The 18848-nt window shown below is 59.0% G+C and carries 17 protein-coding genes and 1 pseudogene; 13 read left to right on the forward strand and 5 right to left on the reverse strand.

Annotation, left to right across the window (positions count from 1 at the left end):
• The first annotated feature begins 14 nt into the window (after window positions 1–14).
• Window positions 15–741: pseudogene (locus ACIGGE_RS14960) on the forward strand (SDR family NAD(P)-dependent oxidoreductase).
• Window positions 742–877: 136 nt separating this feature from the next.
• Entirely contained in the window at window positions 878–1507 is a 630-nt protein-coding gene (locus ACIGGE_RS14965; protein ID WP_397490957.1) for a class I SAM-dependent methyltransferase, read from the forward strand.
• A 39-nt stretch (window positions 1508–1546) separates the two neighbouring features.
• On the opposite strand, the gene ACIGGE_RS14970 is transcribed toward ACIGGE_RS14965, so the two are convergent.
• Window positions 1547–4240, reverse strand: coding sequence for a ribonuclease E/G (locus ACIGGE_RS14970; protein WP_397490958.1), 2694 nt, complete (start codon window positions 4238–4240; stop codon window positions 1547–1549).
• 450 nt (window positions 4241–4690) lie between these two features.
• Here ACIGGE_RS14970 and ACIGGE_RS14975 point away from each other — a divergent pair, with 450 nt between their 5' ends.
• The 7 genes from ACIGGE_RS14975 to ACIGGE_RS15005 all read left to right on the forward strand — a co-directional run bounded on the left by ACIGGE_RS14975 (window position 4691) and on the right by ACIGGE_RS15005 (window position 12527).
• Complete coding sequence (locus tag ACIGGE_RS14975; protein WP_397491013.1) at window positions 4691–5554, forward strand: N-acetylmuramoyl-L-alanine amidase; 864 nt, start codon at window positions 4691–4693, stop codon at window positions 5552–5554.
• 63 nt (window positions 5555–5617) lie between these two features.
• Window positions 5618–8116, forward strand: coding sequence for a penicillin-binding protein 1A (locus ACIGGE_RS14980; protein ID WP_397490959.1), 2499 nt, complete (start codon window positions 5618–5620; stop codon window positions 8114–8116).
• A gap of 43 nt (window positions 8117–8159) precedes the next feature.
• Window positions 8160–8702, forward strand: a complete 543-nt coding sequence (locus ACIGGE_RS14985) for a peroxiredoxin (protein WP_103023746.1) — start codon at window positions 8160–8162, stop codon at window positions 8700–8702.
• A 77-nt stretch (window positions 8703–8779) separates the two neighbouring features.
• Window positions 8780–9907, forward strand: coding sequence for a peptide chain release factor 2 (gene prfB, locus ACIGGE_RS14990; protein WP_196846060.1), 1128 nt, complete (start codon window positions 8780–8782; stop codon window positions 9905–9907).
• Between the two features lie 32 nt (window positions 9908–9939).
• The gene (locus ACIGGE_RS14995; protein WP_397491014.1) at window positions 9940–10659 is read left to right on the forward strand and encodes a class I SAM-dependent methyltransferase; all 720 of its coding nucleotides are present in this window, start codon (window positions 9940–9942) and stop codon (window positions 10657–10659) included.
• 4 nt (window positions 10660–10663) lie between these two features.
• Complete coding sequence (locus tag ACIGGE_RS15000) at window positions 10664–12070, forward strand: nitronate monooxygenase family protein (protein WP_103023748.1); 1407 nt, start codon at window positions 10664–10666, stop codon at window positions 12068–12070.
• The gene (locus ACIGGE_RS15005) at window positions 12063–12527 is read left to right on the forward strand and encodes a GNAT family N-acetyltransferase (RefSeq protein ID WP_234003158.1); all 465 of its coding nucleotides are present in this window, start codon (window positions 12063–12065) and stop codon (window positions 12525–12527) included. Before ACIGGE_RS15000 ends, ACIGGE_RS15005 begins: the two co-directional genes overlap by 8 nt.
• Before the next feature lie 4 nt (window positions 12528–12531).
• Here ACIGGE_RS15005 and ACIGGE_RS15010 read toward each other — a convergent pair whose 3' ends face one another.
• Window positions 12532–13548, reverse strand: a complete 1017-nt coding sequence (locus ACIGGE_RS15010; protein ID WP_397490960.1) for a 2-hydroxyacid dehydrogenase — start codon at window positions 13546–13548, stop codon at window positions 12532–12534.
• 221 nt (window positions 13549–13769) lie between these two features.
• Between ACIGGE_RS15010 and ACIGGE_RS15015 the strand changes: the two genes are divergently transcribed.
• Window positions 13770–14123, forward strand: a complete 354-nt coding sequence (locus ACIGGE_RS15015) for an SH3 domain-containing protein (RefSeq protein ID WP_397490961.1) — start codon at window positions 13770–13772, stop codon at window positions 14121–14123.
• Window positions 14124–14126: 3 nt separating this feature from the next.
• Here the strand turns inward: ACIGGE_RS15015 and ACIGGE_RS15020 are convergent, their stop codons facing one another.
• From ACIGGE_RS15020 to ACIGGE_RS15030, 3 genes are read right to left on the reverse strand one after another with little or no spacing between them, the layout of a single operon-like run.
• Window positions 14127–14573 carry a hypothetical protein gene (locus tag ACIGGE_RS15020; protein WP_375245595.1) on the reverse strand — a complete coding sequence of 149 codons (447 nt, stop codon included), beginning with the start codon at window positions 14571–14573 and terminating at the stop codon, window positions 14127–14129.
• Window positions 14574–14996 (reverse strand): hypothetical protein, encoded by a 423-nt coding sequence (locus tag ACIGGE_RS15025; RefSeq protein WP_221598351.1) that lies wholly within the window; start codon window positions 14994–14996, stop codon window positions 14574–14576.
• Between the two features lie 53 nt (window positions 14997–15049).
• Window positions 15050–16246, reverse strand: a complete 1197-nt coding sequence (locus tag ACIGGE_RS15030; RefSeq protein ID WP_375245597.1) for a thiolase family protein — start codon at window positions 16244–16246, stop codon at window positions 15050–15052.
• An 89-nt stretch (window positions 16247–16335) separates the two neighbouring features.
• On the opposite strand from ACIGGE_RS15030, the gene ACIGGE_RS15035 reads away from it, so the two are divergent.
• From ACIGGE_RS15035 to ACIGGE_RS15045, 3 genes are all read left to right on the forward strand, one after another.
• Window positions 16336–17766 carry a coniferyl aldehyde dehydrogenase gene (locus ACIGGE_RS15035; RefSeq protein WP_397490962.1) on the forward strand — a complete coding sequence of 477 codons (1431 nt, stop codon included), beginning with the start codon at window positions 16336–16338 and terminating at the stop codon, window positions 17764–17766.
• Window positions 17767–17899: 133 nt separating this feature from the next.
• Entirely contained in the window at window positions 17900–18274 is a 375-nt protein-coding gene (gene ndhC, locus ACIGGE_RS15040) for an NADH-quinone oxidoreductase subunit A (RefSeq protein WP_103023755.1), read from the forward strand.
• A gap of 4 nt (window positions 18275–18278) precedes the next feature.
• A complete protein-coding gene (locus ACIGGE_RS15045) occupies window positions 18279–18845 on the forward strand; it encodes an NADH-quinone oxidoreductase subunit B family protein (RefSeq protein WP_173830024.1) in 567 nt (188 codons plus the stop codon).
• Window positions 18846–18848 lie beyond the last annotated feature (3 nt).

An 18848-nucleotide genomic window follows, 5' to 3' on the forward strand; every position in this document is an offset into this window, starting at 1 on the left:
TCTGAACAGATATCATGGCGACAGAAAAGACAGTGCGCCGGGCCGCGATCTTTGGCGCGAGTGGTGGCATCGGGAACGCACTTGCGACGGCTCTGGCAGATCGCGGCGCGGATGTCTGGGCGGGCAGTCGCTCGGGCCGGGCGGTTGACAGTCGGTTTCGGGGGTTCCGGTTCGACCTGACTGACGAGAACTCGATTGCTGCTGTGGCGGAGCAAATGGCCGAAAATCCGCCCGACATGGTGCTGGTCGCAACCGGTGTTCTGACACTTGCCGACGGGACCGGGCCCGAGCGATCGTTCCGCAAGCTCCGCGCAGAGGCCATGGAAGAAGCGTTTCGCATCAATACGATCGGACCTGCGCTTATCGCCAAGCATATGCTGCCGCTGCTGGCGCGCGATAGGTACGCGTTCTTTGGGGCGTTGTCGGCCAGGGTCGCATCCATTTCCGACAATGGACTGGGTGGATGGCACAGCTACCGCGCCAGCAAGGCGGCGCTCAACATGCTCCTGAAGAATTTCGCGATCGAGATGAAACGGACGCACAAGGGTGCGGTCGTGGTCGGCCTGCATCCCGGGACCGTCGATACGGACCTTTCCACGCCGTTCCAGTCCAACTTGCCGGATGGTCAGGTTGTCCCCCCCTGCGCAGGCGGCGGCCAACCTGCTCGCTGTGATCGATAGCCTCGAACCGGGCGACAGCGGGAAGCTGTTCGACTGGCAGGGAGCGGAAATTACTGCCTGAGGGCTGGGTGAACTTTACGGTGTAAGCAGGCGATCGCACCGTTCCCTCGTCCCTTTACGGACAGGAAGAAACGACTTGTCGCCGTCAAGAAACAGCGTAGCCTTCGATTTGTCGCGCAACCGGAGGATATTGCGCTGTGGGGATGAAAGCCTGGTACGATGACCACGTGATGCCGCGAGTGATCACGGCTGCATGCGGGCAAGAAGGGATCGAGAAGCGGCGGCGCCAGATCGTGCCTCTCGCCCGAGGCCGGGTTTTCGAGATCGGCTGTGGTGGCGGGCTGAATCAGGCACTTTACGACGCCGACGCGGTCACATCGTTCTCCGGCATAGACCCGCATGCGAAACTTCTAGATGGGGCTCGTAACCGCGCCCGCGCGAAGGGCTGGAATGTCGATATTCGCCAAGGTGTGGGGGAGGACATCCCTTTTCCGGACGGATCTTTCGATACCGTAGTATGCACTTACACGCTGTGTTCGGTCGATGATCCCACGAGTGTGCTATCCGAATTGCGACGGATTCTAGCTCAAAATGGAAGGCTTCTGTTCCTGGAACATGGGCGTGCGCCCGATGCGGCGGTCGCTCGTTGGCAGGAGCGGATCGAACCGGTGTGGAAGCCATTGGCGGGCGGCTGTCATCTGACCCGCCCGATCGGCTCTGCCCTGCGAGCGGCAGGCTTCGCTGTGGAACCCCTCGGCCAGGCCTATCTTAAAAAGACGCCCAAGGTGATGGGGTGGATGGAATGGGGTGTAGCGCGCAAGGCGTAAGGATCGACGAGCCATCGGCCCGCCGATCCTTTTCATGACCTAGTCGTCTCCGAAAGTCCGCTGCCACCAGCCGCGCTTCGGCGCGGGGGCCTCTTTCGGCTGTTCAGGGGCTGCGTCCGGCGTTGCCGGCAGATCGGCTTCAGGCTGTGCTTGCGAAGCTTCGCTCGCAGGGTCAGCCTCGGCCTTGGCAGCCGTCTTCTTGGCGGGAGCCTTCCGGCGTGTCCGCTTCGGTTTTTCTTCTTCGATAGCCGTTTCAGGCTGCTCGGGCGCAGCTTCGACAGCAGGTGCTTCGGCGTCGGCCTTTTTCTTGCGCGGTGCGCGCTTCTTCGGCTTGGGCTTTTCGGCCTCTTCCGGTTCCGCTGCCGCTTCGGGCTCGACCTTCTTCTTGCGGGGTGCGCGCTTTTTCGGCTTCGGTTTTTCTTCGGCTTCCGTATCGGCAGCAGCCTCGGCCGTTTCCGGTGAGTCTTCGGGGCCAGCGACAACAGCCATGTCTTCTACGACCGCTTCGGAAACTTCACCGAGTTCATCGGTGTCTTCCGAAGTCATATCGTCCGACTTCTTTCCGCGACCACGTCCGCCACGGCGACGGCCACTGCGGCGACGGCGCTTCTTCGGCTTGTCGTCGCCGTCTTCATCATCGCTTTCGTCGCGCGTCTCGTCCGAAGCTTCGTCGCCGTCGTCGTCATCATCGCCGTCTTCGTCGTCGCGCTGGCGATTCTTGTTGCGACCACGGCCACCGCGCCGGCGGCGGCGCTTCTTGCGGGGACGATCATCGTCGTTCTCGTCCTCGTCGGTTTCCTCATCCTGCTCGGGCAGGTCTTCTTCGTCGTCGTCGTCTTCCTGAACGATAGGTTCGAAGCGCGGGGCATCTTTCGGCTTCGGCCCGTGGCTCGAGACGGTCATCTTCGCGCCTTCTTCCTCACCCTCGGGCACGACTTCGACCGTTACGCCATAGCGCTGTTCAATCTCCATGAGATCGGCGCGCTTTTCGTTCAGGAGATAGATCGCCGCTTCGGTGCTGGCGGCAAGGCGAATGATCGATCCCTTGCCCTTGGCCGCTTCGTCTTCGATCAGGCGAAGGGCGGACAGACCTGCGGAAGATGCAGTGCGGACGAGACCGGTACCATCGCAATGCGGACAATCACGAGTGGTCGCTTCGAGCACGCCGGTGCGTAGACGCTGGCGGCTCATTTCCATCAGGCCGAAGCTGGAGATACGACCGACCTGAATACGGGCCCGGTCGTTCTTGAGCGCTTCTTTCATCGCCTTTTCGACCTTGCGGGTGTTCGAATGATGCTCCTGATCGATGAAATCGATGACCACCAGACCAGCCATGTCGCGCAGACGCAGCTGGCGAGCGATTTCGCGCGCTGCCTCGAGATTGGTGTGAAGCGCCGTCTGCTCGATATTGTGCTCTTTGGTCGAGCGTCCGGAGTTGATGTCGATCGACACCAGCGCTTCGGTCGGATTGATTACGAGATATCCGCCCGACTTAAGTTGAACGACCGGATCGTACATGGCCTTCAGTTCGTCTTCCGCACCGTAGCGCTGGAACAGAGGCACCGGATCAGAATACTGTTTAACCCGCCGTGCGTGGCTGGGCATCAGCAGCTTCATGAATTCCTTGGCCGATTTGTAACCAGGTTCACCCTCGACCACGACTTCTTCGATGTCGCGATTGTAGATGTCGCGGATTGCGCGCTTGATAAGGTCGCTGTCCGAATGGATCAGTGCCGGTGCGCTGGAGGACAAGGTACGTTCGCGAATTTCATCCCAAAGGCGGGCGAGGTAGTCGAAGTCGCGCTTGATTTCCGTTTTGGTGCGGCTGAGCCCAGCCGTTCGGACGATAAGGCCCATCGATTTGGGCAAGCTCAGATCGGAGACGACCTGCTTGAGCCGCTTGCGGTCAGATGCCGACGAGATCTTGCGGGAGATACCGCCACCATGACTGCTGTTCGGCATGAGGACCGTGTAACGCCCGGCCAGGCTGAGATACGTCGTTAATGCAGCACCCTTGTTGCCGCGTTCTTCCTTGACGACCTGGACGAGAAGAACCTGGCGGCGCTGGATGACGTCCTGGATCTTGTAGCGACGGCGCAGCGCCATGCGCTTGGCGCGGGCTTCGTCGACTTCCTTGGCACGGCTCCGGCCACCTTTGCCCTGACGGCGTCCACGGCCGCGGCGGTTGCGGTCGCGACCTCGCGATCGACCGTCTTCGTCGGAATCCTCATCGGACGAATCGTCATCGTCATCGTCGCCATTTTCCATGTGGCCTTCTTCGATCGTAGCGACATCGTCCTTGTCGGACGTATCGACTTCTTCGAGGCCATCTTCGGCAAGGTCTTCGGCGAGCGCTTCGGAGCTTTCATCATCCGCGTCGTACTCGTCGCCCGGCATTTCGCCGCGTTGCTCTTCCTCATCGCGCAGTCGCTGCTCTTCTTCTGCAGCTTCGGCTTCCGCAGCGAGCAGGGCTTCGCGGTCTTCCTTGGGTATCTGGTAATAATCGGGATGGATTTCGCTGAAAGCCAGGAAACCGTGACGGTTGCCGCCAAAATCTACGAACGCTGCCTGAAGCGACGGTTCGACCCGGGTTACTTTAGCTAGATAGATGTTTCCTTTGATCTGCTTGTGATCGGCAGATTCGAAATCGAATTCCTCAATCCGGTTGCCTTTGAGCACCGCCACCCGGGTTTCTTCCTGGTGGCGCGCATCGATTAGCATGCGCGTTGCCATTGATATGTCTCCAGCCGCGACGGGCCAGGTGTGATCCTGAATCTGCGCGGCGTATTTTGTTGGAAAGTCCGCGGCCCGATCCGGGCTTCGCGGTGTTTGTGAACCGGCCAGTTCCAGCAATTGCATGGGGCCGGGTATTTGTGAGTGCCAAGCTTGCCTTGCGCATCTGCAGCGCTGTCCGGCCCGAAATAGCGGCAAAGGCAATCGCCTGCGCTGCTGTTATCGGGGAGAAACGGGCCATGTCCGGCATCAACCTGTATTAATTTGGGCTTTCACGGCGGAAGCCGTTGTGGCCTGAAAAAGAACGGCTTTTTTCGGTGACCCTCTTCGTCGCGCAATATTCGCGCCGATCGGAGGCACCTCGTAACCGATGAGCCATCGCTAGCACCGTGGGTTTCGCACGGCAACCATATTGCGTCATTGGATAACAAGGCGGTAACCGTGCCCGTAATGACGATGCGCGCGCAAATCCTTTTGCTGACGTTGCTGCCGCTCGCAGTGCTGGCTGTGTTCGCCATGACACCCGTGCGTATTCCCGTGCCTGAGATAGGTCGGGGCTACGTCGTTCATATCGAACTTCCCGTTGCGGATACGCCAGGATCGCTTCCAGACGTGGCGGGGGCGAACAGCGCACCGCTGGTTGTGATAGATGCCGGCCACGGAGGACATGATCCCGGGGCGGCGGGTCAAGGCTATCGAGAAAAGACTATCGTGCTCGATCTGGCGAGGGCACTGCGCGACGAGCTCGAAAAAGGGGGTGGGGTGCGCGTCGCACTGACGCGAGACGAGGATCGCTACCTTGTTCACGCCGAGCGGGTCGATATCGCCCGCAAGCTCGGTGCCGATCTGTTCATATCGATCCATGCCGATAGTGCCGGAGACGCTGCCGATGTAACGGGGGCCAGCATCTATACGCTGTCTAACCAGGCTTCCAGCCAGGCGGCTGCTCGTTTCGCCGAACGGGAGAATGCATCCGACCGATTAAACGGTGTCGATGTCGGCGGTGAGAGCGACGCTGTAAGCACCATACTGGTCGAATTATCGCAACGCAGGACGCAGGAAAAGTCGGACGAGCTCGCCCGGCTGATCCTTCGCGAGGCTGACGGGGTCATCGATTTTCATCCGCAGGCGCGCCGATCGGCAGCACTGAAGGTTTTACGCGCGCCAGACGTGCCATCGATCCTGTTCGAAAGCGGCTTTATTACCAACGAAGAGGATGCGCAGCGTCTTGCTTCTCCCGAAGGTAGAACACGGTTCGCCGAAGTCATGGCGCGGGCTATCCGCATTTATTTCGCGCGACAGCAAGAAAGCTGACCGGCTAACACTCTTCGTTCTGGCGAATTACAGAATTGGCGTGCTAGAGGCCGATCCCATACCATGTCCGAGCAGTCAGCCCTTCAATATTATCGCTATCGTATCATGCGCGACCCCAAGCGCCTGATCGATTGGTTCAATGACAATTGGGCGCATAGCCGCAGGCTGCGCTTCGCATGTTACCTTGGCGGGTTCGCCATCGTCATGCTCCTGCTGGCATGGGCGACGCTCGGTCGCAATCTTCCCGACGCCGAATCGCTGCTGGAATATGAAACGCCGTTGCCCACGGTAGTGCGCGGCATCGATGGCGAAATCGTCAACACTTATGCCCGCGAACGGCGCGTCCAGCTCCAGTATGTGGATTTTCCGGAGAAACTGATCGACGCGTTCCTTTCTGCCGAGGACAAGACCTTTTTCAGCCACGGCGGGGTAGACATTACCGGAACGGCAAACGCGGTAATCGATTATGCCACGAAGTTTGGTTCCGGCCAGCGCGCGGTGGGTGGCTCGACCATTACCCAGCAGGTCGCCAAAAACCTGCTGCTGGGCGACGAATATTCGGTTACCCGCAAGCTTAAGGAAATGGTCCTCGCCACGCGCATCGAAAGCGTTCTGACCAAGCAGGAAATCCTCGAACTGTATTTGAACGAGATCCCGCTTGGGCGACGCAGCTTCGGTGTGCAGGCTGCCGCTCGCGCTTACTTCGACAAGGATGTCGGTGATCTCGATTTGAACGAGATGGCGTTTCTGGCCATCCTGCCCAAGGCACCCGAGCGTTACGGCCGCGCCCGCTATCACGACCTTGCTATCACCCGCCGCAACTTCGTGCTCGACCAGATGGTCGCCAACAATTTCGTCACGGCCCAAGAAGCCGCTGCGGCCAAACGTCAGGATCTGGGCCTCGTCCAGCAGCGCAGCGAGCGTTCTGCCGATGCCGGCTATTTTCTCGAAGAAGTCCGCCGCCAACTGATCGATAAGTTCGGCGAGACGGCAGACGATGGCCGAAACAGCGTTTATGCTGGTGGGCTGTGGGTGCGCACTTCGCTGGATACCGAGCTTCAGCTTGCGGCACGCGACGCGCTGCGCAAGCAGTTGATGAGCTATCATGGCAATCGCGGCTTTACGAAGCCTATCGCGACACTCAATCCCGACAATGGCGATCTGACGTCGCAGTTGGCGTCATCGAACATTTCGATCAATTACGAAGACTGGCGTGTGGGCGTGGTGACTGCCCCCGGGCGGATTGGCTTTTCCGATGGCGAAGAGTTTGCCTTGTCGGGCGGGCCTTCGTCGCTGGCCGTCGGCGATGTTGTTGCTGCGGTCAAATCCGGTAGCGGTTATGCGATCCGCGGCGTGCCCGAAGTATCGGGCGCATTTCTGGCAGAAGCCCCACAAACCGGACGCATTCTCGCAATGCAGGGCGGCTTCGATAGCCGACTTGGCAGCTTTAATCGCGCGACCCAGGCGCTTCGACAGCCCGGTTCCACCATCAAACCGTTCGTCTATGCTTCCGCGCTCGATCACGGCATGACGCCGGCCACGCAGGTCCCGGACCAGACCTTCTGCGTGTGGCAGGGCGCCAATCTTGGCGATAAATGCTTCCGCAACTTCGGTGGCGGGGGCGGCGGTGTCCACACTTTGAGGTGGGGTCTCGAACAGAGCCGCAACCTCATGACGGTCCATATCGCGGACGACACCGGCATGGACAATGTGATCAAGACGATCGACCGCATGGGGATCGGCAAATACGAACCGTATTATTCCTTCGCCCTGGGTGCCGGCGATACGACCGTTGCGCGAATGGTGAATGCCTATGCCGCACTGGCCAATTGGGGGCGCCAGAATGATGGTTCTGTCATAGACTACGTCCAGGATCGCGACGGCAAGGTAATCTATCGGACCGATCGTAGGAATTGCACCGGCTGCAACATGGCTGAATGGGATGGACAGCCGATGCCGCGTTTCGAAGTTTCAGGCAGGCAGGTGCTCGATCCGCGGACTGCATTCCAGATGGTTCACATGCTGCAGGGCGTCGTAACCCGCGGGACAGCCGTGCGTCTGCGCAGCCTCGACCTGCCGCTTTTCGGAAAGACGGGCACCACCAACGGCCCTACCAACGCCTGGTTTGTCGGTGGCTCGCCCGATATCATCGCAGGCATGTATGTCGGTTTCGATCAGCCCCGCAATCTTGGCGGATGGGTGCAGGGCGGCAATACGGCTGCGACAATCATGAAGCGCTTTATCGAGGCGACGAAGGATCGTTGGCAGGCCGAAGATTTCGTTGCACCGCCGGGCGTCCGCATGGTCAAGATTGATCGTCGCAGCGGCAAGCGCGTGTTCGAAGGAACGCCTTCGGACGAGCCGACAGCGTCGATTATCTGGGAAGCTTTCAAGCCCGATACGGAGCCACCGCGCGCCACACGGTCGGACGAGATTGCAGCCAAGCGTAATGAGATTCTCGAACTCATTCGTCTGGCGAGGCAGGGTGCGCAGCGTGCACAGGCCAACCAGGATGGCGTCCGTGCCGACGACTTTGTCGAGGAGCAGGGCGGAATATATTGATCGCGGCTTGGCAGGGGCGCTTCGAAGGTCCATTATAGGTGCCATGAAGATACTGCGCACAGTCATCGTTGCGGCCGCCCTCGGCCTTTCCGCTTCGCCCGCTCTCGCTGCTTTGGATAAAGGCGCGGAGGCACCGCGGTTTACCGCGCAGGGCGCGATGGCAGGCAAGCCGATCCGGGTCGATCTGGCCACTTCGCTCAAAAAGGGCCCGGTCGTCCTCTACTTCTTTCCGGCAGCTTTCACATCGGGCTGCAATCTGGAGGCCCAGGCTTTCGCCGAGGCAATGGATGACTTCCGCAAGGCGGGGGCTACCGTGATCGGCATGACCGGTGGCAATACCAATCAGTTGCGCGAATTCTCTGCCAAGCATTGCGCAGGCCAGTTTCCCGTTGCTACCGCGTCTAAGGACCTGATCGAGCGCTATGACGTTTCGCTGGGCCTTGGGGCAGACAAGGCCGGATGGAGCGACCGAACGACTTATGTCATCGATCGCGATGGCAAGGTGGCTTTTTCTTATTCGAACCTGAAGCCACAGGAACATGTGGCACGCAGCCTCGCGGCGGTGCGTTCGCTCGCGCGCAAGTAAGCCGCCTGCAGCATCTTCCCCGCGCCGCGCGTCTGCGCTAGGCGGCGCGCCCGCACATCTTTTGCCAGGAGAGTTCCATGCGTGCCGAAGGGCAGGCCCATATCGAAAGGATCGAAGCCGCATTGGCACTGGTCCGCCAGTCGCTCGACTGGGAGCGGGCGTTACGCCGGCTCGACGAGCTCGATGCGCGCGTTCAGGACCCCAATCTGTGGGATGATCCGAAGCAGGCGCAGGCTGTCACGCAAGAGCAGAAGCGCCTCGAAACGGCGATCAATACTGTCCGCGAGATCGAGGCCGAGATGGCAGATGCCATGGAGTTCGTCGAAATGGGCGAAGCCGAAGGCGATGCCGAAGTGGAGCGGGAAGGGCTCGATACTCTGGCGAGTCTGGGCGAACGTGCCGATCGCGACAAGGTGCAGGCTTTGCTTTCAGGCGAGGCTGACGGGAACGATACCTATCTCCAGATCAACGCGGGCGCGGGCGGTACCGAGAGCCAGGATTGGGCGGATATGCTCCTGCGCATGTATGCGCGCTGGGCGGAACGTCGTGGTTTTAAAGTGGAAACTGTTGAATATGCGGCCGGCGAACAGGCCGGGATCAAGAGTGCGACTCTGCTGATCAAGGGCGAGAACGCCTATGGTTATGCCAAGACCGAGAGCGGTGTTCACCGCCTAGTTCGCATAAGCCCATACGACAGCTCCGCGCGGCGCCACACCAGCTTCAGTTCGGTATGGGTATATCCCGTGATCGACGACGACATCGACATCGAGATCAATCCATCGGATCTGAAGATCGATACCTATCGCGCGTCCGGAGCGGGCGGACAGCACGTTAACACGACCGACTCAGCTGTACGAATCACGCACCAGCCCACCGGCATCGTCGTCGCGAGCCAGAACGATCGCAGCCAGCACAAAAACCGTGCGACCGCCATGAACATGCTGAAAGCGCGCCTTTTCGAGCGCGAGATGGCAGAGCGCGAGGCCGCGGCTTCGGGGGAATATCAGGAGAAGAGCGAGATCGGGTGGGGGCATCAGATCCGGTCCTATGTTCTCCAGCCGTATCAGATGGTGAAAGATTTGCGCACCGGTGTGCAGTCTCCGACGCCGGATGACGTATTGGATGGTGCGCTTGATCAGTTCATTTCGGCTGCCTTGGCGCAGCGAGTAACTGGCGAGACGGTCGATGTGGAGGATGAGGATTGAAACCCGTTGCGGCCTTGATCCTTCCGCTTGCCATGCTTGGCGCGTGCAAGGGGCAGGTTCTCGTCGGTGACGACGAGCCGCGCTTTCCTGAGCCAGACAGGGCTGTGTCCGACCTGGGTTCGAACCAGTTTTCGACTGAAGACCAGCGAGACAGTCGCGGCGAAGCGAAGACGGTGATGGACCTCGCCGAAATAGAAGACGGAATGACGGTGGCCGATATTGGCGCTGGAAACGGCTATTACACCGTCCGACTTGCGGAACGGGTTGGCGCGGATGGGCGGGTGTTGGCGCAGGATATCGATCGCGATGCTCTCAACCATTTGGGCCGGCGGATCGAACGGCAAAGGCTTGAAAACGTATCGATCCGGCAGGGCGAGCTGGCTGATCCCAAGCTGCCGGAAAACAGTTTCGACCGCATCTTCATGGTGCACATGTATCACGAGATCGCACAACCTTACGAATTTCTGTGGCGCATGTGGCCTGCCTTAAGAAAAGGTGGGCAGGTGATCGTGGTCGACATCGATCGTGCGACGGACAAGCACGGGATCGATCCCTTGCTGTTAAGCTGCGAGTTCAAAGCCGCAGGGTATGAACTCGTCACCTTCAAAGATTCGCCTGAACTGGCCGGGTACTATGCACAGTTCAAGGCAGCCGCTACGAGGCCGGAACCCGGAGAGATACAGCCATGCCGCGGCGAACGTGCCGCGCTGGGCAACGAGGCGCAGGGCGCCCGCAAAGAAAAGAAAGCGTAATTCAATGAGTTTCAAGGGTCTGGAGCCGATAAGCTATGGCGGCAAGGAAGTCTGGCCACTGGTCGAAGGTGGCAAGGGCGTTTCCGCAACCAACCATCTGAGCTCCGGCGCATGGGCAGCAGCGGGCGGCATTGGAACTGTCAGCGCAGTCAATGCTGACAGCTACGACGACGATGGCAATCCGATCCCCCAAGTTTACCCGCAGGCGACGCGTAAGGAGCGGTTCGAGCAACTGGTTCGTTATGCCATAGACGGCGCGACCGAACAGGTGAAGCGCGCCCATGAAATTTCCGGTGGCAAGGGCGCCATCAATATCAACGTGCTGTGGGAAATGGGTGGTGCGCAGCAGGTTCTGGAAGGTGTGCTCGAAAACTGCCCGGGATTGGTCACCGGCGTGACTTGCGGCGCAGGTATGCCGTATAAACTTGCGGAAATCGCGGCGCGTTACAACGTCCACTATCTGCCCATCGTTTCCTCGGCCCGTGCCTTTCGGGCATTGTGGAAGCGCAGCTACTCCAAGGTTCCCGATCTCATGGCAGCCGTGGTCTATGAAGATCCCTGGTTGGCCGGCGGACATAACGGCCTGTCCAACGCCGAAGATCCGACCAAGCCTGAAGATCCATACCCTCGTGTCGCTGCGCTGCGCGAGACTATGCGCAAGGAAGGCGTGTCGGAAGATACCGCCATCGTCATGGCGGGCGGCGTGTGGTTCCTGCGCGAATGGAACGACTGGATCGACAATCCCGAAATCGGCAAGATCATGTTCCAGTTCGGAACTCGTCCGTTGCTGACGCATGAGAGCCCGATCCCGCAGATCTGGAAGGACATGCTTCGCACGGTGGAACCGGGTGATGTGCTGCTGCACAAATTCAGCCCGACAGGCTTTTATTCCAGTGCGGTAAAGACCCCCTTCCTCTACGACCTGATGCATCGGTCGGATCGGCAAATTCCAATTTTCAAGCGCGATGAGGAAGATGGCACCGTTCCACTGTCGGATCACGGTAAAGCCAAGTATTTTTGGGTTCATCCTGGCGACCAGCGCAAGGCGCTGTCGTGGATGCACGAAGGATTTTCCGAGCCGCTGAAAACTCCCGACGATACAGTGGTCTTCGTGACCCCGGAAAGCGCTGAGCAAATTCGTGAGGACCAGCAAGCCTGTATGGGGTGTCTGTCGCACTGCCAGTTCAGCAGCTGGAAAGATCACGATAATCACACAACCGGCCGGCTCGCCGATCCGCGAAGCTTCTGTATTCAAAAGACTCTCCAGGATATCGCCCATGGGGGCGATCCGGACGAGAATCTCGCCTTTGCGGGGCATGCTGCCTATCGCTTTAAACTAGACCCGTTCTATTCCAATAATTTCACGCCGACCGTGAAGGAACTGGTCGACCGTATCCTGACAGGTGACTGATTTGGAGGTCGGCGTTGCCAACTTCGCCGACGCCGATGTTCGCGATCTAATCGCTCTGCATCAGCGGCAAATGTATAATGCATCGCCGCCAGGAACGTCGTTCGCCCTTGATCTCAGCGGCCTCGAACGACCCGATGTGACGGTCTTCGATGCAAGGCAGGACGGCGAGTTGCTTGGCATTGGAGCGCTCATGCAGCTTTCGTCGGCAATGGGCGAGATCAAGTCCATGCGTACAAAGGAACTGGCACTTCGCCGCGGTGTGGGGCAGGCATTGCTGGACGCGATCACGTTTGCCGCCCGAGACAGGTCTTTGAAACTCTTGGTGCTGGAAACCGGAACGGGACCTGTCTTCGAACCGGCAAACCGCCTCTACCTGCGAAATGGCTTCGCTCGGCGAAGCGCCTTCGGCAATTATGTCGAAACGGAATTCAACGTCTTCTACGAAAAACGTCTCTGACTGTTCAGGCCAGCCCGGTCAGGACCTGATCGGGCGGTCGGTGGCCATCCGCCCACATACGAATGTTGGCGATGACCTTCATGCCGCTTTCTTCGCGCCCTTCGAGGGTGGCACTTCCAATATGGGGAAGGGTCATCACATTCGGATGCCGGATCAGGCGGGCATCGACATGCGGCTCGTCCGGATAGACATCGAGACCTGCTCCCGCAAGTTTTCCAACCTCTAAAGCCGCGATGAGCGCTTCCTGATCGACGAGGTCGCCGCGCGCCGTATTGATTAGGCTTGACCCATCTTTCATCAGGCCGATCCTCTGTGCGTCGATCATGTGATGCGTATCCGGACCTGCTGGACAGTGCAGCGTCAGGATGTCGGCCTCCGACATCAGTCCATCGAGGCTGTCCACCCAACGGGCGCTGAACATACGCTCAACGGCTTCGGGCAGCCGTTTGCGATTGTGGTAAGCGATTTCCAATCCGAAAGCGCGGGCACGATGCGCGACAGCCTGGCCTATGCGGCCCATACCGACGATGCCCAGAACCTTCCCAGCGAGCTTTGCGCCAAGTAGGGCAGTTGGCGTCCAGCCGGACCATTCACCGCTCCTGATGAGCTCGACACCTTCGCGGATACGGCGCGGCACGCCAATGATCCCTGCCATGGCAAGATCAGCAGTATCGTCAGTGAATACGCCTGGCGTATTGGTGACGAGAATATGGCGCTCCGCTGCGGCTTCAAGGTCGATATGCTCCGTTCCTGCGCCGAAATTGGCGATCAGACCGAGGTCCTTTCCGGCGGCGGTTATCATATCGGTGTCGATCCGGTCCGTCACTGTCGGGACCAGCACATCGCAATCTTTCATAGCTGCGGTCAGATCATCACGTGTTAGCGGGTTGTCGTCCGCATTGAGCACGACATCGAATAGGTCGACCATGCGGTCTTCCACGCTTGGCATCAAATGCCGCGTGACGAATACCCGGGGCTTACGTTCGAGACGTTTGGAGTGCGTAGAGTTGGTGCTTGCCATCGAATTGCATCGCTAGGACGGCGCCGGGTCGATGGTCAAGGATTTGGGCGGGGAAGCTGTTGCCAATCGCGTTGACTGTTCGCCAAATTTCTTCAATTCGTGACTGCATGGTCATGCGACTTTTTCTTCCCTTTCTTGTTCTTCTCGGTTTGGCCAGCACAGTGCAGGCTCAGGACCGCGATGTGCCCTATTGGGCCACCATAAGGGCTAGCGAGCTTAACATGCGAGTAGGGCCGAGCGCGGACTATCGTATTGATTGGGTCTACCATCGTCCGGGCCTGCCAGTGAAGGTTGTGAGGCTGATGGAGGGCTGGCGTCTGATCGAAGATCCGGACGGCGCGCGGGGCTGGGTTGTCGCCCGCCTGTTGAGTCCAGATCGGGGCGCCATCGTGATAGGAGACGCGTCGACCGAATTGCGCGACGGTGCGTCTTCAGGGTCGGACATCAAATGGCGCGTTGCACCTGGCGTCGTGGGCGTACTTGGCGATTGCGACGATGGCTGGTGTGAATTTTCCATCGGGGGCCGGCGGGGATATATTCTTGCGTCCCGCCTCTGGGGGGCGGGACCTCCGTAACCCTCAGTTCGCTACGGGGCGAACGGTGTAGCTATCGCTACCATCGACACCCGTTGTAGTGAACGTGCCATCTTCGGAGAGGGACGAATTGATCCAGCAGCGTTCTTGCTTGTCTTCTCCCGCACCGGACGGATCGAAGCACGCTTTTCCGCGATCGTCGCGCCATCGGCCTGTTACGATTGTCTCACCATCCGGATCGCGTGTCAGATAGGTACCATCCTGTTCTATCACCATCTGGAAATAGAGACTGCCGTCGCTGCTCTCGATCGAGTAGACTCCGGGTGCCAAGACATAGGCATCTGGCGAGGGAGCTTTTTCATCGTTTTCGGTGGTGTCGTATGCGTAGGGGGCTTCTGTTTCTTGACCGCAACCCGTCACGAGCAGGCCCGCCAGCGTCAGGGTAAAGGCCGTCGAAAAGCGCGATGGCAAACGCCCCGATCTGCTGGCCATCTAGGTGCCCGGAGTACTTGTGGGTGTAGCGCCGCCATTGACCTTGCGCACCGTAGTCGTGTTGCCATCCTCATCCTGCATTGCAAAGCTGCCGTCTTCTCCGGGGGCTGCGCCGGTGTAGCATTCTTCGCTTTCGTTACCTTCCGGATCGAAGCACATCGCACCGTCATCACCGGTTCGCCATTTGCCGCCACCGGTTCGATCACCGTCTGGCGTAGTCTCGACGTATGTTCCGTCCGAGTTGATGGTTTGCAGCGTTACACTGCCATCGGCTAATTTGATTTCGTAAGTGCCGGTTACGTCACCCGTAGCAGTCCCGCTAGCGGTTGCAGCCGCGGTGTTGGTGGATTCCGGCGTTTTTTCCTCTTTCGAACCGCATGCGGCGAGCGCAGCGCAAGCGGCGAAGACCATAAGCTTTTTCATCGGTTCTCCCTTTCGCGGGCACAACGCGCGCGAAAGGGGGAGGGTCCCGAAAATCAGACGAGTTCGACCGCCACCGCCGTCGCTTCACCGCCACCGATGCAGAGGGATGCGATTCCGCGCTTCTTCCCCTGTTCCTTAAGTGCGTTGAGAAGGGTGACGATAATCCGCGTACCGCTCGCCCCGATAGGGTGTCCAAGCGCCGTGCCACCGCCATTCACGTTGATCTTGTCGTGAGGGATGCCGATGTCACGCATGGCGAACATCGCGACGCAGGCAAAGGCCTCGTTCACTTCCCACAAGTCGACGTCGTCAGCCGACCATCCGGCATTTTCGAGAACCTTGTTAATAGCGCCGACCGGAGCAACCGTGAATTCGGATGGTGCCTGGGCATGGGCTGCCATGGCAACAATCCGGGCGACGGGGGTCTGTCCATTTTTCTCCGCAACACTCTCACGGGTCAGCACAACGGCGGCGGCGCCGTCCGAAATCGAGGACGAAGTCGCAGCCGTAATTGTCCCATCCTTGGCGAAAGCCGGACGTAGCGTAGGAATCTTGTCGGGCTTGCCCTTTCCGGGCTGCTCGTCGTGTTCGACAGTTACTTCGCCGGCGCGGGTGGAGAAGGTGACCGGCACAACTTCCCCAGCGAATGCGCCGTTTTCGATGGCCGCGTTTGCACGTCGGAGCGATTCAATCGAATAAGCGTCCATTTCTTCGCGGGTGAGCTGGTACTCGTTTGCCGTGTCCTGGGCGAAAGTGCCCATCGCACGGCCTTCTTCGTACGCATCTTCCAGGCCGTCGAGGAACATGTGATCGTAAGCAGTGTCATGTCCGAGGCGCGCACCGCTACGGTGCTTCTTCAGCAGATATGGCGCATTGGTCATGCTTTCCATGCCACCGGCCACGACGTAATCGATGGTGCCGCTCGCCAGCGCTTCTGCGCCCATGATAACAGTCTGCATGCCACTGCCGCAGACCTTGTTGACTGTGGTTGCCTGAACCGACTTCGGGAGGCCGGCCTTGATGGACGCTTGCCGCGCAGGGGCCTGACCGAGACCTGCAGGAAGAACGCAGCCCATGTAGGTGCGATCAAACTTATCGGCGGAAACACCCGAGCGTTCGACCGCTGCTTTAACCGCTGTCGCGCCGAGATCGGTTGCCGAAACATCCGCGAGCGCGCCCTGCATTCCCCCCATTGGGGTCCGGGCATAAGACAGAATGACGACGGGATCGGATGCGCTGAACTGGGGCATGCTTGTGCTGGTCCTTGTGTTCTGGAATATCTCGCTGCCGAGATAGGATGTGCGTCGCTGCGACGCAACATGGACCGAGGGAGTTTAGGATGGTTGAAGATCGCAGAGCGGCAATGGAAGCCGTGCTTAGGAAGCAGCGCTCCGCCCACCATCAGATGCGTCCCGAGCCCATGAACCTGCGCAGGGATCGCATCGAACGCGCTATAACTTTGTTGAAAAAGCACGGCGATGATCTGTGCAAGGTGATGGCGGCCGATTTCGGAAACCGTTCACCGCTTCAGTCGATGATTACCGACATTGCGGGAACGGCGAATTTCGGAAAATATTGCCTCAAGAACATGGACAAGTGGGCGCGGGCAGAAAAGCGCCACGTCCAGTTTCCCTTGGGCCTGCTCGGAGCAAAGGCAGAGGTTCGTTACGAGCCCAAGGGTGTGGTCGGGATATTGTCGCCCTGGAATTTCCCGGTGAACCTCAGCTTCGGTCCCCTCATGCAGGTATTTGCCGCCGGTAATCGTGCGATGATCAAGCCGAGCGAGTTTACTGAAAAGACCAGTTTGCTCACCAAGGAACTTATCGAGGAATATTTCACGCCAGACGAATGTGCTGTCTTCACCGGGGGGCCGGAAGTTGCCGCTGCTTTCAGTGAACTTGCATTCGATCACCTGGTTTTTACGGGATCGACCGCAACAGGGCGCAAGGTCATGGAGGCGGCGTCCAAAAATCTCGTACCCGTGACGCTCGAATTAGGCGGAAAATCCCCTGTATTCATGGGCGAAAGCGCCGATTTCGCGAAGGCTGGGGAACGCGTGGCCCTGGGCAAGATGATGAATGCAGGCCAGATATGTCTGGCTCCGGATTATCTATACGTGCCCGAAAGCAAAGTGGATGAGGCGATCCACAGTGTATGGGAGGGGACTGCGGCCATGTACCCCTCGCTGCTCGACAACGAGGATTATGCCAGCATCGTTACAGACAGGCATTTTGATCGCCTGCAGGCGATCGTAGCAGATGCGCGCGACAAGGGTGCGGAAGTGATCGAGGTCAATCCCGCCAACGAGGATTTCTCCAACACCAATGCGCGCAAGATGCCGCTGACGATCCTGAAGAATGTCAGCGAAGACATGAAGGTGATGAAGGAAGAAATCTTCGGACCGGTTCTGCCGGTAAAGACCTATGCCGATATCGATGAGGCTATTGACTACGTGAACCAGCACGACCGTCCGCTGGGGCTGTACTATTTCGGACAGGACAGCAGCGAGCGCGAGAAGGTGCTGAGCAAAACCATCAGTGGCGGCGTGACCGTGAATGATGTTCTGTTCCACGTTTCGATGGATGATCTACCGTTCGGTGGAGTGGGGCCGTCTGGCATGGGCAGCTATCACGGGGTCGAGGGATTTCGCGAGTTCAGCCATGCTCGCAGCATCTATACACAGCCAAAAATCGACGTTGCCAAACTGGGCGGCTTCAAGCCGCCATACGGAGCGGCCACAGAAAAAGCTGTCAAAACCATGATGAAATAGCGGGCCGGGTGTGGAGCGCGGCGCATGTCGCGGATTTATTGCGAATAGTTCGCATTTCTCCACCCTTGCACCATCTGGGTGAGGGGCCTAGAGGCGGGCGCGAAAACAAGCTCCCCGTGCCTAGGAATCATTCGTGGTCGACCTCGAACAATACCTGCCCATCCTGATTTTCCTGTTCATTGCCGTTGGTCTTTCGGCATTGTTCGTATTCCTCCCGATGGGTGTTTCGCGGCTAACTGGGGCTCACAAGCCCAATGCCGAGAAAAACAGCGAATATGAATGCGGATTTCCCGCATTCGAGGATTCGCGCAGCCAGTTTGATGTTAAATTTTATCTCGTTGCGATCAGCTTCCTGCTGTTCGACCTCGAAGCGTCCTTTCTCTTCCCGTGGGCAGTCAGTCTGCAATTCACAGGGTGGGAAGGCTGGATCGGTATGATGATCTTTCTCGGCATCCTCGCCGTAGGCCTCGCCTACGAGTGGAAGATGGGCGCCCTGGATTGGGAATAACGCCATGAACAATTCAACCATTATCACTCCGCCCAACGCTGTTCCTGCCGCCCAGGGTGGCGAGGTGCGTCAGCCCGAAGCGGACTATTTCAATGCGCTTCAGACCGAGGTGAACGACAAGGGATTCCTCGTCACCAGCACCGAAGATCTGTTCCAGTGGGCGCGCACCGGTTCGCTATGGTGGATGACGTTCGGCCTTGCCTGCTGTGCGGTCGAGATGATTCATGTGAACATGCCGCGTTATGACATGGAGCGTTTTGGTGTCGCCCCACGTGCCTCACCCCGCCAGTCGGACGTGATGATCGTTGCCGGTACGCTGTGCAACAAGATGGCGCCTGCCCTTCGCAAGGTCTATGACCAGATGTCGGAGCCGAAATACGTCATCTCGATGGGAAGCTGCGCCAATGGGGGTGGCTACTACCACTACAGCTATTCCGTCGTGCGTGGGTGCGACCGGATCGTACCGGTCGACATTTACGTCCCGGGGTGCCCACCGACAGCAGAGGCGCTTTTGTACGGTGTCATGCAGTTGCAGCGAAAGATTCGCCGCTCGGGAACGATCGAAAGGTAAGGC

The sequence above is a fragment of the Qipengyuania sp. NPDC077410 genome, from assembly GCF_044543405.1.
Taxonomy (GTDB): Bacteria; Pseudomonadota; Alphaproteobacteria; order Sphingomonadales; family Sphingomonadaceae; genus Qipengyuania; species Qipengyuania pacifica.

Excerpts from the sequence above, each read along its gene's own strand:
- ACIGGE_RS14975 (WP_397491013.1), top strand. The coding sequence starts at position 4,691 with ATGACGATGCGCGCGCAAATCCTTTTGCTGACGTTGCTGCCGCTCGCA.
- ACIGGE_RS15030 (WP_375245597.1), bottom strand. The coding sequence starts at position 16,246 with ATGCCCCAGTTCAGCGCATCCGATCCCGTCGTCATTCTGTCTTATGCC.
- ACIGGE_RS15010 (WP_397490960.1), bottom strand. The coding sequence starts at position 13,548 with ATGGCAAGCACCAACTCTACGCACTCCAAACGTCTCGAACGTAAGCCC.
- ACIGGE_RS14985 (WP_103023746.1), top strand. The coding sequence starts at position 8,160 with ATGAAGATACTGCGCACAGTCATCGTTGCGGCCGCCCTCGGCCTTTCC.
- ACIGGE_RS15045 (WP_173830024.1), top strand. The coding sequence starts at position 18,279 with ATGAACAATTCAACCATTATCACTCCGCCCAACGCTGTTCCTGCCGCC.
- ACIGGE_RS15000 (WP_103023748.1), top strand. The coding sequence starts at position 10,664 with ATGAGTTTCAAGGGTCTGGAGCCGATAAGCTATGGCGGCAAGGAAGTC.
- ACIGGE_RS14995 (WP_397491014.1), top strand. The coding sequence starts at position 9,940 with ATGCTTGGCGCGTGCAAGGGGCAGGTTCTCGTCGGTGACGACGAGCCG.
- prfB (WP_196846060.1), top strand. The coding sequence starts at position 8,780 with ATGCGTGCCGAAGGGCAGGCCCATATCGAAAGGATCGAAGCCGCATTG.
- ACIGGE_RS15015 (WP_397490961.1), top strand. The coding sequence starts at position 13,770 with ATGCGAGTAGGGCCGAGCGCGGACTATCGTATTGATTGGGTCTACCAT.
- ACIGGE_RS15035 (WP_397490962.1), top strand. The coding sequence starts at position 16,336 with ATGGTTGAAGATCGCAGAGCGGCAATGGAAGCCGTGCTTAGGAAGCAG.
- ACIGGE_RS14980 (WP_397490959.1), top strand. The coding sequence starts at position 5,618 with ATGTCCGAGCAGTCAGCCCTTCAATATTATCGCTATCGTATCATGCGC.
- ACIGGE_RS15020 (WP_375245595.1), bottom strand. The coding sequence starts at position 14,573 with ATGGCCAGCAGATCGGGGCGTTTGCCATCGCGCTTTTCGACGGCCTTT.
- ACIGGE_RS14970 (WP_397490958.1), bottom strand. The coding sequence starts at position 4,240 with ATGGCAACGCGCATGCTAATCGATGCGCGCCACCAGGAAGAAACCCGG.
- ACIGGE_RS15025 (WP_221598351.1), bottom strand. The coding sequence starts at position 14,996 with ATGAAAAAGCTTATGGTCTTCGCCGCTTGCGCTGCGCTCGCCGCATGC.